Source organism: Pseudoduganella plicata, assembly GCF_004421005.1.
Lineage (GTDB): Bacteria > Pseudomonadota > Gammaproteobacteria > Burkholderiales > Burkholderiaceae_D > Rugamonas > Rugamonas plicata.
This window is the reverse complement of sequence record NZ_CP038026.1, coordinates 4,015,540-4,031,677: the sequence shown is the minus strand read 5'-3', so window position 1 is coordinate 4,031,677 and position 16,138 is coordinate 4,015,540. Positions and strand designations below refer to the sequence as shown.

The following is a 16,138-nucleotide window of genomic DNA, read 5'->3' as shown; positions in this document are numbered from 1 at the left end:
TCGTTATTACGTTAACGTAAACGTCATATAATCGGATCGCACGATCCGTCGAAATTCCAGGGAATCTCATGAACGATCTGACCTCCGCCAAGACCCTTGCCGCCGAAGCCGACCAGGCGCGGCCGGCCAACAAGGTGCGCTTCGTTACGGCTGCCTCGCTGTTCGATGGCCACGATGCCTCGATCAACATCATGCGCCGCATCCTGCAGTCGAACGGTGTCGAGGTTGTCCACCTCGGCCACAACCGCTCCGTCGACGAAGTCGTCACCGCCGCATTGGCCGAGGACGTGCAGGGTATCGCCATCTCCAGCTACCAGGGCGGCCACGTCGAGTATTTCAAGTACATGATCGACCTGCTGCGCCAGCGCGGCGGCGCCCACATCAAGGTGTTTGGCGGCGGCGGCGGCGTGATCGTGCCGTCCGAGATCGCCGAGCTGCACGAATACGGCGTCACCCGCATCTTCAGTCCAGAAGACGGCCAGCGCATGGGCCTGGTCGGCATGATCCAGTGGATGGTGCAGCAGTGCGACATCGACCTGTCGCAGTATTCGCCCACGTCGCTGGCGCCGCTGCAGCAGGGCGACATCGCGGCCCGTCACCGTCCGCTGGCCCAGCTGATCACGGCACTGGAAAACGACCGCGCCGCACCGGAACTGCGCCAGCAATTGCTGGCTGCGGCCGATGAACTGGCGACGCCAACGCTGGGCATCACCGGCACGGGCGGCGCCGGCAAATCTTCCTTGACGGACGAGCTGATTCGCCGCATCCGCCTGGACCAGGGCGACACGCTCAACATCGCCATCATCTCGATCGACCCGTCGCGCCGCAAGTCGGGCGGCGCGCTGTTGGGCGACCGGATTCGCATGAATGCGATCAATCCGTGGAACGGTCAAGCCAGGGTCTTCATGCGCTCGCTGGCCACGCGCGAAGCGGGCTCCGAAATCTCGCAGGCGCTGCCGGACGTGATTGCCGCCTGCAAGGTCGCCGGCTTCGACCTCGTCATCGTCGAGACGTCCGGCATCGGCCAGGGCGATGCGGCCATCGTGCCGCACGTGGACGTGTCGATGTACGTGATGACGCCCGAATTCGGCGCCGCGTCGCAGCTGGAAAAAATCGACATGCTCGATTTCGCCGACTTCATCGCCATCAACAAATTCGACCGCAAGGGCGCGCAGGACGCGCTGCGCGACGTGGCCAAACAGTACCAGCGCAACCGCGAACTGTGGAGCAAGCGCCTTGATGAGATGCCGGTGTACGGCACGCAGGCGTCGCGCTTCAACGACGATGGCGTCACCGCGCTGTACCAGGGTCTGTTGCCGAAACTGGCAGAACATGGCCTGCACGCGCAGCCGGGCAAGCTGGCGCCGGTGGATGTGCGCTTCAGCTCCGGCAAGAACGTCATCGTGCCCCCTGCCCGTGCGCGCTACCTGGCCGAAATTGCCGACACGGTGCGCGGCTACCACAAGACAGTGCGGCGCCAGTCGGTATTGGCCCGCGAGCGCCAGCAGCTGACGGAGGCCAAACGCATGCTGGCCGCCGCCGGCAGGAACGCCGACTTCGATGACGTCATCGTCGAACGCGACAACGGGCTGGACGCCAACACGAAAAAACTGCTGACGACGTGGCCGGACGTGCAGGCTGCCTACGCGGGCGACGAGTTCGTGGTGAAAATCCGCGACAAGGAAATCCGCACGGTCCTCGTCTACCACACGCTGTCGGGCAACAAGATTCGCAAGGTATCGCTGCCGAAGTACGAGGACCACGGCGAGCTGCTGCGCTGGCTGATGCTGGAAAACGTGCCCGGCTCGTTCCCCTACACGGCGGGGTGTTCCCGTTCAAGCGCGAAGGGGAAGACCCCACCCGCATGTTTGCCGGCGAAGGCGATGCGTTCCGCACCAACCGCCGCTTCAAGCTGGTGTCCGAAGGGCTCGATGCGAAGCGCCTCTCCACGGCATTCGACTCCGTCACCCTGTACGGCGCCGACCCGGCGCTGCGTCCCGACATCTACGGCAAGGTCGGCAACTCGGGCGTGTCGATCGCCACGCTGGACGACATGAAGGTGCTGTACGACGGCTTCGACCTGTGCAGCCCAACGACGTCCGTATCGATGACGATCAACGGCCCGGCGCCGACGATCCTCGCCATGTTCATGAACACGGCCATCGACCAGCAGATGGAGAAATTCGCCCGCGACAAAGGGCGCCAGCCGACCGATGAGGAAGCGGCGCAGATTCGCGCGTGGGTGCTGCAGAACGTGCGCGGCACCGTGCAGGCCGACATCCTGAAGGAAGACCAGGGCCAGAACACGTGCATCTTCAGCACCGAGTTCTCGCTGAAGGTGATGGGCGATATCCAGGAATATTTCGTGCGCCACCAGGTGCGCAATTTCTACTCCGTGTCGATCTCCGGTTACCACATCGCCGAGGCGGGCGCGAACCCGATCTCGCAGCTGGCGTTCACCCTGTCGAACGGTTTCACGTTTGTCGAGGCGTACCTGGCGCGCGGCATGAACATCGACGACTTCGCGCCGAACCTGTCGTTCTTCTTCTCCAACGGCATGGACCCGGAGTACACGGTGCTGGGCCGCGTGGCACGCCGCATCTGGGCGGTGACGATGCGCGACAAGTACGGCGCCAACGATCGCAGCCAGAAGCTGAAGTACCACATCCAGACGTCCGGCCGCTCGCTGCACGCGCAGGAGATCGACTTTAACGATATCCGCACGACCCTGCAGGCGCTGATCGCCATCTACGACAACTGCAATTCGCTGCACACGAACGCCTACGACGAAGCGATCACCACGCCGACGGACGAATCGGTGCGCAGGGCATTGGCAATTCAATTGATCATCAACCGCGAGTGGGGCCTGGCGAAGAACGAGAACCCGAACCAGGGCGCGTTCATCATGGAGGAGCTGACCGACCTGGTGGAAGAACAGGTGCTGCAGGAGTTCGAACGCATCGCCGAACGGGGCGGCGTGCTGGGTGCGATGGAGACGGGCTACCAGCGCGGCAAGATCCAGGAAGAGTCGCTGCTGTACGAGCACAAGAAGCACGACGGCTCGCTGCCGATCATCGGCGTCAACACCTTCCGCAACCCGAAGGGCGCGGAGGTGCCGCAGACGATCGAGCTGGCCCGCTCCACCGACGACGAGAAGCAGTCGCAGTTGCGGCGCCTGGACGACTTCCATACGCGTCACGCCACCGCAAGCCCGGCCGCGCTGGCAGCGCTGCAGCAGGCCGCCATCGACAACGAGAACGTGTTCGAGAAGCTGATGGACGCGGCCCGCGTCTGCTCGCTGGGGCAGATCACTACCGCGCTGTTCGAAGTGGGTGGCCAGTACCGCCGCAATATGTAGGTCCGGGGCCGCCAGGCCCTGGATCAGGTGGGCGCCGGTCCCACCGTCGAACCGGCCACGAGGCGCGGCTGCCAGAGTTCCTGCAGCCCCGCCGCCGGCGTGCCGCCCAGGCGCGCCAGCAGCATCTGTGCCATGCGGGTTCCGGCCCCGCGCGCGTCGGGCTGGTCGACCGTCGTCACGTCCAGTCCCGCCAGCGTATCGGCCATGCCGCCCCAGACGATCAGCGACATCTCCGTGCCGATCGCCACGCCCGCATCCAGCAGCGCCCGCACCGCGCCGACGCCGGACAGGTGATTGTCGACGATGACGGCCGTCGGCCGCGGCGCCACCGCCAGCAGGCGCTGCATGGCCTGGTAGCCGCTGCGCCGGTCGATGGCCGACTCGATCAGGTAATGCGCATCGACCGCGATGCCGGCCGCCGCCAGCGCCGCCGTAAAACTGTCGCGGCGCTGGCGCGCGAAGTGCAGCGACAAGGGCGAGCCTAGCAGCGCGATGCGGCGATGGCCCTGTTGCAGCAGCGCCTGGACCGCCAGTTCGATGCCGGCCGCGTTGTCGTAATCGAACCACGCGTAAGGCCGATCGAGCCTGGTACGGCCATGCGCGACAAACGGAAAAGCCGCCTCGCTGAGCCAGGCGATGCGCTCGTCGTCGACCAATGTGCGGCTGACCACCAGGCCGTCGACGCGGCGCCCACGCACCAGCTGACGATAGGTCGGCATTTCGTTGGCGGGAGAGACGGGCACGATGATGAGGTTCAAGCCGGCCGATTCCAGCGCCGCCGACATGCCGCCCACGACGTCCAGGAACATCGGATCGCCCAGGTCGGCGGGCAGCAGCGGATAGATGATACCGAGCACGTTGCTGCGACCAACGGCCAGCGTGCGGGCCGCCGGATTGGCTTGGTAACCCGCCGCCGCCGCGGCAGCCAGCACCCGTTCGCGCGTGCGCTCCGAGACCTCCGGGTAGCCGTTCAAGGCCCGGCTGACCGTGGTCTTGGACATGCCGAGCGTGTCGGCCAGCGCTTTCAGGTTCATCGGATTTGCACAGTCGGTGCCGGGGTCAGTTCGTGTTGCGGATTATAGCGGAGGGCTCCGCTTCGCCCGCCCCGTGGCCTTCCACGGCGCGGCGGAAGAAATACAGCATGACCAGCACCACGGTGATGGGGACGAGCGTCAGGTAGAACGCGAAGTGGCCGGAGAACGCGCCGAACACATAGCCTGTGACCAGCGAGCCGGTGGTGCCGCCCAGCGCGGAAAAAATCACGAGCAGGCCCGTCATCGCCGAATGCTGGTGCTGCGGCAGGGAGCTGAGCATGACGGAATTGATGCCGGGGTAGATCGGCGCCATGAACAGGCCGATCAAGGGAAACAGGAACGTCGCCAGCGGCGCGCTGGCCCACGTGATATCGGGGTCGGGCACGGCATCGCGCGTCAGCGGCAGCGCCACCAGTACGACGGCGCCCATGCCCAGCAGGCACGCGTTCATGACGGGATACCAGTGCATCCGCCGCAGCACCACGCCTGCGGACAGGCGGCCGATGGCAAGGCAGGCGGCGAAGATGCTCGTCACCTGCACGCTCATCGCCGCCGGCAGGTGGAGGATCTCGTTGTTGAAGGTGGGCAGCCACGTGCCGACGCTCTGCTCGATCAGCACATATAAAAACGCGGTGATGACGAAGATGCAGACCAGCGGTTTGAAGAACAGCCGCAGCATCGCGGCGAAATCCTGCGCCGGCGTGCGTTGGGCCGGCAGCGCCGCCAGGTGCTCGTCAAACGTTGTCGTCAGCAGCAGGACAAACGTGACGGCGCACAGCGCGGCCAGCAGCCAGTAGACGTTCAGCCAGCTGTGCGAGCGGGGATCGGCGGAATCGATGAACCAGCTGAACACCCAGTAGGCGCACAGCACGCCCAGCATGAAGAAGCCTTCCAGCGTATTCATGATGCCGGCGTGGTGACGGCGGCTGGTGGCAACCAGTCCGAGCGTCGAATACACCGATACCTTGACCAGCGCGAACGACACGCCGACAGCGAGGAACAGCAGCTTGGCCGTCAGAAAACCCGGCACCAGCGGCATCGCAAGGCAGGCGCAGGTGACGATGGCCAGTGCCGTCAGCATGGCGCGCTTGTAGCCCAGCCGCGGCAGGAACGACGCCACGAGGAACGAGACGACGGCAATCGGCAGGTCCTTGAACCCTTCCAGCACGCTGGCGGCGGATTTGCTGACGCCGTAGTTATTGATGATCTGCAGGATCACCGTGCCAACGCTGTTGAGCAGGATGGCAAACACAAAATAGATCAGGAACAGGACGAACAGGATGCGGCGGCTTTTCATGGGGTGTCTCCTCCAATTGTTTTTTATGCCGCCAGGTAGTCGCCCAGCCTGAACTGCGCCAGGCTCGGTATCACGACATCGGCCTGTCGCAGCGTGTGCGGGTCGCCGACACCCACCGCATACATCCCCGCCGATTTGATCGACGCTACGCCCGCCACGGCATCCTCCACGCCGAAACAGTGCGCCGGTGCCACGCCCAATGCCGTGGCGGCAGCCAGGAAGATCTCGGGGTCCGGCTTGCCACGCGCGATCGTGCGCGCGTCGACGACGTAGTCGAATTTGTCGGTGATGCCCAGCCGGTCCAGCACCGTGAAGGCGTTGCGGCTGACGGAGGCCAGGCCGATCTTCAGGCCGGCGGTGCCGCAATCGTCCAGCGCCTGCACGGCGCCGGGCAGCAGGTCGCCTGGTGTCATCAATGCGATCAGCTCCTTGTAGTGCTCATTCTTCTCCGTCGCCAGGGCCAGCTTTTCGGCCGGCGTGTAGACGCGCGTGGAGGATGCCAGGATCAGGTCGAGAGAACCCATCCGGTCAATGCCCTTTAGGTGTTCGTTGAACGCTTCGTCGAAGTGCACGCCCTGCGATTCGGCCAGCCGTTTCCAGGCCAGGTAGTGGTAGCGGGCGGTGTCGGTGATGACGCCGTCCAGGTCGAAGATGACTGCCTGTTTCATGGTGCCTCCGTGTGTGTGGCGTTCTGCTGCGTGATGACGACCGGTTTGTCGCGGTGGTGGAAGCGCAGCGCATCGCCGCGCAGCAGCGTGTACGTGGTGCCGCGTGCATCGACGGCCACGCGCAGCAGGCAGCCGTGCAGGTGGATATGAAAACGGTAGCTGCGCCACTGCGCCGGCAACGTCGGCGCGAAGCGCACGTCGCCATCGGCGACACGCATGCCGCCGAAGCCGTACGCCACGCCCAGCCACGTGCCGGCCATCGCCGCCGTGTGCACGCCGTAGCGCGTATTGCCATGGGTGTCGTCCAGGTCCATGCGCGCCGTCTCCATGAAGTAGTCGTACGCCTTGTCCTGGTAACCCACTTCGGCCGCGATGATCGAGTAGATGCAGGACGACAGCGACGAGTCGTGCGTGGTCACGGCCTCGTAGTAGTCGAAGTCGCGCCGCTTATCCTCCAGCGTGAAGCGGTCGGACAGCAGCAGCAACGCCAGCACGACGTCCGCCTGCTTGCACACCTGGTGGCGGTAGATCACCATCGGGTGGTAGTTGAGCAGCAGCGGATACTTGTCCGGCGGCGTGCTGTCGAAGTCCCAGCGCTTCTTCGACAGGAAGCTGTCATCCTGCTCGTGGATACCCAGCTCCGCGTCGTACGGCAGGTACATCGCATCGGCGGCGCGGCGCCACTCGGCCGGTTCGTCCTGCGCCAGCGCCATCGCGGCGGCGATGCGGGCGTGATCGGCCGGGTACTCGGTGGCCAGCTTGTCGGCCACCGTGGCGGCGAAGCGCAGGTGCTGCTGCGCCATCGCATTGGTGTAGTAGTTGTTGTTGACGAGCGCCGTGTATTCGTCCGGCCCCGTCACTTCGTTGATGACGAAACGGCCCTTGCGATCCCAGCTGCCGATGCCCGTCCAGATGCGCGCCGTCTCCATGACGATTTCCGCACCGCTGGCGCGCAGCCAGTCGATGTCGCCCGTCACATCCCAGTACTGCTTGATGGAATAGGCGATGTCCGCGTTGATGTGGTACTGCGCCGTCCCGGCCGGAAAGTAGGCCGAGCACTCTTCGCCCGCGATGGTGCGCCACGGGTACAGGGCGCCGCGCTCGTGCGACATCTGCCGCGCGCGGCGCCGCGCCGACGCCAGCCCCGCCCAGCGGTAATCCAGCAGCTTGCGGGCGATTTCCGGTTTGTTGTACAGGAAGTAGGGGAAGATGTAGATCTCCGTGTCCCAGAAATAATGGCCTTCATAGCCCTCGCCCGTCACGCCCTTGGCAGCGATATTGGTCTTGCCGTCGCGGCCCACCGACTGCAGCAGGTGGTAGGCGTTGAAGCGGATGCCCTGTTGCAGCGCGTCGTCGCCGTCGATCTGCACGTCCGCCTGTGCCCAGAAGTCGGCCAGGTAGTCGGCCTGGCGCTGCGCCAGCGCATCGAAGCCTTTGTTTGCCGCCTGTGCCAGCACCGCGCGGCTGCGTTCCAGCAGTTCGCCTTCCGGATAGTCGCGCGACGAGTGGTAACTGGCGTATTTGGTGACGTGGATCGGCTGGCCCGGCGCGGCTGGCACCGTGTATGTCTGCACCAGCCGCGGCCCGTCCTGCGCAGACGTAGCATCGTGCGCAGTGCCGACGTGCGTGGACGTGGCGCTGACCAAGTGGAAGCCGCTGTTGTGGGTACGCTGCACCAGCGCGGCGAAGCGCTCGTCGTGTTCGGCCGACAGCAGCGCCAGGGTCGGGCCGGAGATGGCCGAGCCTACGCGAGGGTCGTCGCCCGCTTCCAGGTTTTTGACGGCGCCGTCCAGTGTCGCGACGATGCGCACCGTACCCGCGAAATTCACCGGCGTGACCTGCACATGCAGCGCCAGCAGGTGCTTGTTGTCGAACGAGACCAGGCGCCTGCTGCGGTAGTCGACGATGCGGCCCGACGGCGACGTCCAGCGCAGCGTGCGTTCGAGGATGCCCGTGCGCAGGTCCAGCGTGCGCTCGTAGGCTTCCACGGTGCCCTGCAGCGGATCGAAGCGCTCGTCCTCCAGGTACACGGCAATGCCCTTCGCGTTCGGCACGTTAAGCATGAACTGATTGGTTTTCGCCAGCGCGTAGGCCGTCTCCGGGTACTGGATCGGCTCGGACTCGTAGAAGCCGTTCAGGTAAGTGCCGTCCATCGACGTGCCGGCGGGACCGCTGTAGCCCTCCTCGCCCGTGCCGCGCACGCCGATGTAGCCGTTACCGAGCGCGAACAGCGTCTCGTTCAGGAAGTGCGCCGCGGTGTCGGGCGCCGTTTCACGCAGGCGCCACGGATCGGCCGCGCATCTGAGGGAAGAGTTTTCGGACACGGATTTCCTCGTTGATTACGTTTCCAAACCGGTTTGGAAACCAGGTTAAAGAAGTGGGGGTTGCTTACCCCCGATGTTGGTTACCCTGAATTTTCCGCTACGTCTGCCGCACCATCAGCATCGTCGGCAGCACCTCGGAAGTCACCGCCTCGCCATTCATCAGATCGAGCATCTTGCGCGCCAACAGCACGCCGCCATCGCGCAGATACTGATGCACGCTGGTCAGCGGCGGAACAAAGCTGGCCGCGCCAGGCGTGTCGTCGTAGCCGATGACGGAGACCGCCTCCGGCACGCGCAGGTTCTTTTCGGCCAGCGCTCGGATCGCGCCCATGGCCAGCAGGTCGCTGGCGGCGAATACGCCATCGAACAGCTGTCCCTTCTTTTTCAGCAGCGCGGTGATGCAGTCGAAGCCGGCTTCGAACGTGAACGCCTTGGGCCGCATGATGTGCACCGTGCCGCGCCCGCCCAGCGCGTCGATAAAGCCGGCGCAGCGCTCCTGCACCTCGGCGTGATCGACGTCGCCCAGGAACACCAGCTTCGTGCGCCCCTGCTCCAGGAACCGCTGCGCCGCGCTGGCCCCGCCCTTGCGGTTGTCGCTGCCGACGACGATCGTGTCCGAACCCGGCTCCGGCGCACCCCAGACGACAAGGGGCAGGCCGGTCTTCTTCAACGTCGTCACGGCCGCGCCGTGCGAGCCCTGGCCCAGCAGAATCAGGCCGTCGGCCCCTTGCACGGGCGCCGTGTCGAGCAACTGCTTGGACGTCAGCACGACGCTGTAGCCGGCCGTTGTCAGCTCCTGCGTGATGCCGCCCAACAGCTCGAGCGGGTACGGGTCGGACATCGGCCGGCCCTTCGCCGGTGTCATTTCCACCACAACCGCCACGGAATACGACCGGCCCATGCGCAGGTTGCGAGCGCTGACATTGAGCCGATAGCCCTGCTCTTCGGCTATTTTGCGGATCTTTTCCCGCGTCGCCTCGGTCACCAGGGGGCTGTTGCGCAACGCCCGGGAGACCGTGATCTTCGACACGCCCGCCACTCTGGCCAGATCTTCCATTGTGAGGCCGGAGTCGACGGGTTTTGGTGGTGCCATGGGTTGCTCGGAACGGGTGGGTGGAAAAATCTGGAGGCATTATGACAGATTCGGCAATGCTGTCACGCGAAATGACATCGATAACATTTCGATTGACATCGATATCATTTGTTGTTTCAATGGCAGCCACATCTGCTTCACAACGCTTGAAAGCAGCGGGAACGGCGGCCTCACAGGGCTGTCAATTGTCCCGGAGACGACAATCCTACAAAAGAAAGCCCATCCCATGAGAATGCCTCGTACGTTCCTGCACTCGTCCATCTCGCTGGCCATACTGACGTTGGCAAGCCAGGCTCACGCCCAGACCGACGCCGCGCCGGCAGCACAAGCCCAACCTGCGGACACAAGCGGTGCCAGCGGCGTCGGCCAGACAGGCGCCACCCGCGCCGACGCCGTCCAGACCGAACTCCAGCAGGTGGTCGTGACGGGCGTTGCCACGTCCGGCGGCGTGCGCAAGCTCGATTCCGCGTTCTCCATCACGACAGCCACCGAAGAACAGCTGAAACAGGCAGCGCCCAGCAGCACGGCCGACATCCTGAAGCTGGTACCGGGCGTCTACGCTGAAGCGACGGGCGGCCAGTCCGGCGCGAACATTGAGGTGCGCGGCTTCCCGTCCGGCTCCGATTCCCCGTTCGTCTCCGTGCAGATGATGGGCAATCCGATCTACCCGGTGCCGACGCTGTCGTTCTTCGAAGGCTCGTCGGCCTTCCGGCTGGACGACACCATCGAGCGCGTCGAGGTGCTGCGCGGCGGTCCGAGCACGATTTTCTCGAACGGCCAGCCTGGCGCCACGATGAACTTCATCCTCAAAAAAGGGACGGATACGCCGGAAGGCTCGATCCGCTTCTCGACGGGCACGGGCGAGCTGCGTCGCGTCGACCTCTTCTACGGCGGCAAAATCGCGGGCGACTGGTATGGCACGGTGGGCGGCTTCTATCGCAACACCAACGGCGTGCGCGATGCCGGCTTCCCGGCCGACAAGGGCGGCCAGCTCACGGCCACCTTGACGCGCAAGCTCGATGGCGGCGAAGTGACGTTCTATGCGCGCCGCACCGACGACAAGAACGCGTTCTACACGGGCGTGCCATTGATCTCGTCGAACGAAGGCCGCACGATCGGCGAATTCCCCGGTTTCGATCCGCTGACGGGCACCCTGATGAGCGGTGAAATGCGCCGCTTTACCGTGGAAGCGGGCCCGGGCCGCACGCTGAACTACGACCTGGGCGATGGCCGCGGGCTGAAGGCGACCGTCCTTGGCGTCGACTTCGCGCAGACCGTCTCGGGCTGGAACGTGTCGAACAAGTTCAATTACTTCGATGGCGACCTGAATACCATCGCCATGTTCACGGGGAATAACCCGCTGGCGATGGGCGCCTACAACGCGACAGCGCTGGCAACCCATGGCGGCACGCGCGCCACCGCCACCTACCTGGACGGCTCGCCCGTATCGGACAGCCAGCAGGTGGTGCAGGCCGGCCTGTGGGCCGTCGAAAAGCAGCTGCAGTCGTTCACGGACGAGATCCGCGTCAGCCGCGAATGGATGAAGGACAATACGGTGACGATCGGCGGCTACTTCGCCAATTATTCGTCGGACGACGTCTGGTACCTGGGTAACAGCCACCTGATGACAGCCGTGCCGAACGCCCGCCTGATCGACGTGCGGCTGAATAACGGCGTGATCGTCTCGAACGGGGGCAAGGAAGGCCCCGTCAACTATGCGCCCGTTGCGTCGTACGACGGCAGCAATACGGCCCTGTTCATCGCCAACGAATGGAAGATCAACGAACGTATCAAGATCGATGGCGGCATCCGCCGCGAACGCCAGAAGCTCGATGCCACCGTCTCGAACCTGACGACGGGCGACACGGACAACAATCCGCTGACGGTCTACAACAACGGCACGTCGATGCCGACGGGTTCCAACACGGCGCTGACGCGTACCGACTCCGCCAACTCGTTCACCATCGGCGGCAACTACAAGCTGGCCCGCGACGCCAGCATCTTCGCCCGCGCCAACACGGGCCACACGTTCGTCGCGTTCGACGACCTGCGCAACGCCGGCACGCAGGCCCAGGTGAACAACCGCGACTTCCTGCCGACGCCGAAAATCCAGCAGTTCGAAGTGGGCTTCAAGACGGCCACGCAGCTGTACAGTGCCTACATCAACTACTTCCAGACGAAGTTCGACGGCATCTCGTTCCAGCAGTTGCTGGCCGACGGCACCGTGCTGTATTCCACCAGCGGCTCGAAGGGCAAGGGCGTGGAATTCGAACTGGCGCTGCGCCCGCTCCGTGACCTGACCCTGACGCTGACCGGGAACTGGCAGGACTCCGAATACAAGGACAACCCGCGCACGGCCGGCAAGGACGTCCAGCGCCAGCCGCAGCTGCAGTACCGCTTCACGCCGTCGTACCGCATCCCGCTGGGCGACAACGAGCTGAAACTTTACGGCACCTACACATATATCGGCGACCGCTGGGCCGACCAGCTCAACGAACAGTACCTGCCGTCATACAAGACCGTGGACCTGGGCGCCGTGTTCCGCCTGGGCGAGAAGATCGAGCTGCGCGTCAACGGCACCAACCTGTCGAACGAGCTGGGTCTCACGGAAGGCAACTCGCGCCTGACGACGGGTGGCACGGGCCCGATCAATGCGCGTCCGCTGTTCGGCCGCACCTGGGAAGCTTCGGTCATGTACCGCTTCTAAACAACGGTCACCTTTTTCATCGAGAACAGTCCCAGGCGCGCGGAAATCCAAGGCGGCGCGTCCGTTCTCACCTTTGGCGGCCCCCGGGCCGCTTTTTTTATGCGGGGTCAGGTCCTCGCACTATAATTTACGCTCCCCTATCGAACGGAAAGCAACCGCCATGACCACCGTCCACCCGCCTTGCCCTGTCGTACGCACCTCCGAAGACGGCCTCGCGCTGTCGCGCATCGTGGCCGGCATGTGGCGGATGGGTGAGTGGCGCATGGCGCCGCAGCAGCGCGTGACGTTTATCGAACAGTGCCTGGAGCTGGGCGTGTCCAGCTTCGATCACGCCGACATCTATGGCGGCTATGGCGTGGAGACGCTGTTCGGCGAGGCGCTGGCCCTGCAGCCGTCGCTGCGCGAGCGCATGCAGATCGTCAGCAAATGCGGCATCAAGCTGAAGTCCACCGCCCGGCCGGCGCACACGATCCAGCACTACGACACGACGGCGGAGCACATCCGGGCCTCCGTGGACAACTCGCTCAAGGCGTTGCGCACCACGCACCTGGACCTGCTGCTGATCCACCGCCCCGATCCGCTGATGGATTTCGACGAGATTGCCGAAACGTTCGAAGCGCTGCGCGCGGCTGGCAAGGTGCGCCACTTCGGCGTCTCCAACTTCACGCGGCACCAGTTCGAATGCCTGCACCGCCGCATTCCCCTGGCAACCAATCAGGTGGAATTCTCGCCGCTGCACCTGGCGCCGATGTTCGACGAAACGTTCGACGGCCTGCAGGACAAGGGCGTGGCGCCGATGATCTGGTCGCCACTGGCAGGCGGCCGCCTGTTCGGCGACGATGCCGCCGGCGCGCCGCTGCGTGCAAAGATCCGTCAGGTTGCCGCTGAAACGGGCCGGCCATTCGCCAGCGTCGTCTTCGCGTGGATCATGCAGCTGCCCAGCGCTCCCATCCCGCTCACCGGCAGCGGGCGCATCGAAGCGATCGCGGAAGCGGTGGAAGCAACCCGCTTTACGCTCAGCCGCCAGCAGTGGTTTGAAATCCTGCGCGCCGCGCGAGGTCACGAAGTCGCATGAAACCTTCGGGGACTGTGCTCAGTCCTCGTACACGACCGGCGGCGGAATCTTGCGGAAGCCCCGCTTCCACGCCAGGTTCAGCGCCAGCGTGCCGGCGATGTACACCACGAAGAACAGCACGAAATAATAGGCCCGCAACCACACCAGCAGGCCGATATTGACGGCCAGGAGCACCAGCAGGCCGGTGCTTTTCTTCTGCTTCGAGCTGGGGAAGCGCACCGTCGACACCATCAGGCTGCCGACGACGAACAGCAGCACGACGACCGCCCAGCCGTGCAGCGAAGTGTCCACCGGTTCCGGCCACGCGACGACAAACGCAGCGACGCACGCTGCGCCCGCGGTGATCGGCATGCCGACAAAATACTTCGGGTCGGTCCGGCCGACGTTGACGTTGAAGCGCGCCAGCCGCAGCGCGCCGCAGGCGACAAAGAAGAACGCGGCAATGCCGCCGGCCCGCAGCAGCATCGGATCGGCAGGCCCCATCAGCACGAAGCCGTAGCAGTACAACAGCATCGCAGGCGCGCAGCCGAAATTCATCACGTCCGCAATCGAATCGAGCTGCACGCCGAATTCGGAACTGGTGCCGGTGGCGCGGGCGACGAAGCCGTCCAGCGCGTCGAAGATCCCCGCCAGCACCAGCAGCGCCGCGGCCAGCCGGTAATCCTGCGGGAAGCCCACGTGGGCGTTGTCCACGGAGATGACGATGCTGCCGAATCCGCAGGCGATCGACAGCAGGGTGACCGAGCTGGGTAAGGCGAATTTGGCGCGCTGCATGCGGCGGGTGCGGGAGGTAGTCAATTGTCTGGTCGGGTAGGGTTTCCGGCAACGATGCCTGATCGTCATGTGCGGCTATTGTAACGCCGGCGTCGCCCCGGCAGCGCAAGCGACCGGCCGGAACGAACAGCCGGGTCATGCCGATTTGGCTTAAAATCGGCCCATGGCCGGAGTGAACCGGCGTCGCCGGAGCTGACAATATGCGTGCAATCGACCCCTGGAACATACGGCTCACCGCCCTCCTGATGGCGGGACTGCTGTCCGCCTGTGGCGGCGGCAACGACACGAGCCCGAGCGGCGCCGTCGTCCCCAGCACCCCTTCCACGACAGTGCCGGTGCAACCCGGCGCACCGACGGCCACCGGCGATACGGCGACCGATGGCTATGCATGGTTCAACTACCGCCGTGCCCAGGTGGGACTATCCACGCTGTCGCGCAACGCGCAGATCGACCAGGCGGCGCTTGGTCACTCGACGTACCTGCGGCTCAACAACACGGTGTCGCATGACCAGAAAGTCGGCAATCCCGGGTACACGGGACAGGAACTGAAGGACCGCCTGGCCACTGCGGGCTATACGCTGGTCGGCACGCGGGCGTATGGCGAGGTAATTTCGGCCGCGGGCGACCGCTCCGGCTTCTATCATGCGGAAGAACTGATCGCGGCCATCTACCACCGCTTCGTCATCTTCGAGCCGCTGTTCCGCGAGATGGGCACGGGGGCGGCCACCGCTAACAACAACTACACCTACTTCACGGCCGACATGGCCGCCAATAACGGCTATGGCCCCGGCATCGGCCGCGCCAATATCGTCACCTACCCCGCCAGCAACCAGACGGCCGTCCCCGTGAATTTCATGAGCGACTCCGAGTCGCCCGACCCCGTGCCGAACCAGAACGAAGTCGGATACCCGATCAGCGTCCATGCGGACAACACGTCTCGCATCGTCGTCAACTCATTTACGGTGCGCCCACGCGGCGGCGCCGACCTGCCGACGCGCCTGCTGAGCAAGGCGGCCGACCCGGAAACGCCGGCCTCCGGTGCCGCCATCGTACCGCTGGCGCGGCTCGCGGCCGGCACGACGTATGACGTCAGTTTCAACGGCACCGTCGACGGCACCACTGTCACGCGGAGCTGGTCCTTTACGACACGCTGATGGGATTGCCCAACGACCAGGCCGGTATCGCGTCGCTGCCGCTGCTGGACCCGCAACGGGGACTGGCGCGACTGCTGGGCGATCATCAGGTCTACGCCAATGTGCTGCGCCGCTTTGCCGGCTATGCGACGTCGGTGGAGGAAGCCGCCGCGCAGCTTGCCGCCGGCGAGCGCGACGCCGCCCATCGCACGTTGCACACGCTGAAAGGCGCAGCGGGCCTCGTCTCGGCGCCGCGGCTGTACACGCTGGCGGGCAACGCCGAAGCCGCTGCCGAACGGGGCGAGCCGGTCGAGCACATGCTGCCACCGCTGCAGGAAACCTTGCAAGCGCTGCTGGCGGCCATCGCCGAGGAGCTGGAACGCAACCCGCCACCGTTACAGGCGCCGGCCGCGCCGGAACAGAGCGACGGCACGGTATTGCTGCTGGAGCTGGCGCGATTGCTGGATGAAGGAAACGGCAGTGCCGTCGATCTCGCGACGCGCTATGCGCCGCTGCTGGCTGAAACCATCGGCGCCCGGCTGTGGGACGACGTGGCGATCGCCGTGGACAACTACGACTTCGACCGCGCGCTGGAGCTGCTGCGGCCGGCGTTATAAGCGCCGCCGTCACGCGCCGTCCTGCGCTCAGCGGGTGTATTGGGCTTCTTCGTCGAAC

Annotated in this window: 10 protein-coding genes and 1 pseudogene; 5 read left to right on the top strand and 6 right to left on the bottom strand. The window is 65.1% G+C overall.

Annotated features, from left to right (window positions below):
* Positions 1 to 68 precede the first annotated feature (68 nt).
* Positions 69 to 3,358, top strand: a pseudogene (gene icmF, locus E1742_RS17620) (fused isobutyryl-CoA mutase/GTPase IcmF).
* Between the two features lie 23 nt (positions 3,359 to 3,381).
* Here icmF and E1742_RS17615 read toward each other — a convergent pair.
* From E1742_RS17615 to E1742_RS17595, 5 genes are all read right to left on the bottom strand, one after another.
* A complete protein-coding gene (locus E1742_RS17615; protein WP_134386268.1) occupies positions 3,382 to 4,392 on the bottom strand; it encodes a substrate-binding domain-containing protein in 1,011 nt (336 codons plus the stop codon).
* Between the two features lie 25 nt (positions 4,393 to 4,417).
* Positions 4,418 to 5,689 (bottom strand): MFS transporter, encoded by a 1,272-nt coding sequence (locus E1742_RS17610; RefSeq protein WP_134386267.1) that lies wholly within the window; start codon positions 5,687 to 5,689, stop codon positions 4,418 to 4,420.
* A 23-nt stretch (positions 5,690 to 5,712) separates the two neighbouring features.
* Complete coding sequence (pgmB, locus tag E1742_RS17605; protein WP_134386266.1) at positions 5,713 to 6,357, bottom strand: beta-phosphoglucomutase; 645 nt, start codon at positions 6,355 to 6,357, stop codon at positions 5,713 to 5,715.
* Positions 6,354 to 8,681, bottom strand: a complete 2,328-nt coding sequence (locus E1742_RS17600) for a glycoside hydrolase family 65 protein (protein WP_134386265.1) — start codon at positions 8,679 to 8,681, stop codon at positions 6,354 to 6,356. Before E1742_RS17600 ends, pgmB begins: the two co-directional genes overlap by 4 nt.
* 97 nt (positions 8,682 to 8,778) lie before the next feature.
* Complete coding sequence (locus E1742_RS17595) at positions 8,779 to 9,774, bottom strand: LacI family DNA-binding transcriptional regulator (protein ID WP_134386264.1); 996 nt, start codon at positions 9,772 to 9,774, stop codon at positions 8,779 to 8,781.
* 226 nt (positions 9,775 to 10,000) lie between these two features.
* On the opposite strand from E1742_RS17595, the gene E1742_RS17590 reads away from it, so the two are divergent.
* Both E1742_RS17590 and E1742_RS17585 read left to right on the top strand, forming a co-directional pair.
* Entirely contained in the window at positions 10,001 to 12,481 is a 2,481-nt protein-coding gene (locus E1742_RS17590) for a TonB-dependent receptor (protein ID WP_134386263.1), read from the top strand.
* 160 nt (positions 12,482 to 12,641) lie between these two features.
* Positions 12,642 to 13,556, top strand: a complete 915-nt coding sequence (locus E1742_RS17585) for an aldo/keto reductase (protein WP_134386262.1) — start codon at positions 12,642 to 12,644, stop codon at positions 13,554 to 13,556.
* Between the two features lie 18 nt (positions 13,557 to 13,574).
* Here the strand turns inward: E1742_RS17585 and pssA are convergent, their stop codons facing one another.
* Complete coding sequence (pssA, locus tag E1742_RS17580) at positions 13,575 to 14,330, bottom strand: CDP-diacylglycerol--serine O-phosphatidyltransferase (RefSeq protein WP_134388223.1); 756 nt, start codon at positions 14,328 to 14,330, stop codon at positions 13,575 to 13,577.
* A 200-nt stretch (positions 14,331 to 14,530) separates the two neighbouring features.
* Here pssA and E1742_RS17575 point away from each other — a divergent pair, with 200 nt between their 5' ends.
* Both E1742_RS17575 and E1742_RS17570 read left to right on the top strand, forming a co-directional pair.
* On the top strand, positions 14,531 to 15,484 hold the full coding sequence (locus E1742_RS17575) for a CAP domain-containing protein (RefSeq protein ID WP_134386261.1): 954 nt from the start codon (positions 14,531 to 14,533) through the stop codon (positions 15,482 to 15,484).
* Positions 15,484 to 16,080, top strand: a complete 597-nt coding sequence (locus tag E1742_RS17570) for an Hpt domain-containing protein (RefSeq protein ID WP_134386260.1) — start codon at positions 15,484 to 15,486, stop codon at positions 16,078 to 16,080. The genes E1742_RS17575 and E1742_RS17570 overlap by 1 nt, the downstream gene beginning before the upstream one ends.
* The last annotated feature ends 58 nt before the right edge of the window (positions 16,081 to 16,138 follow it).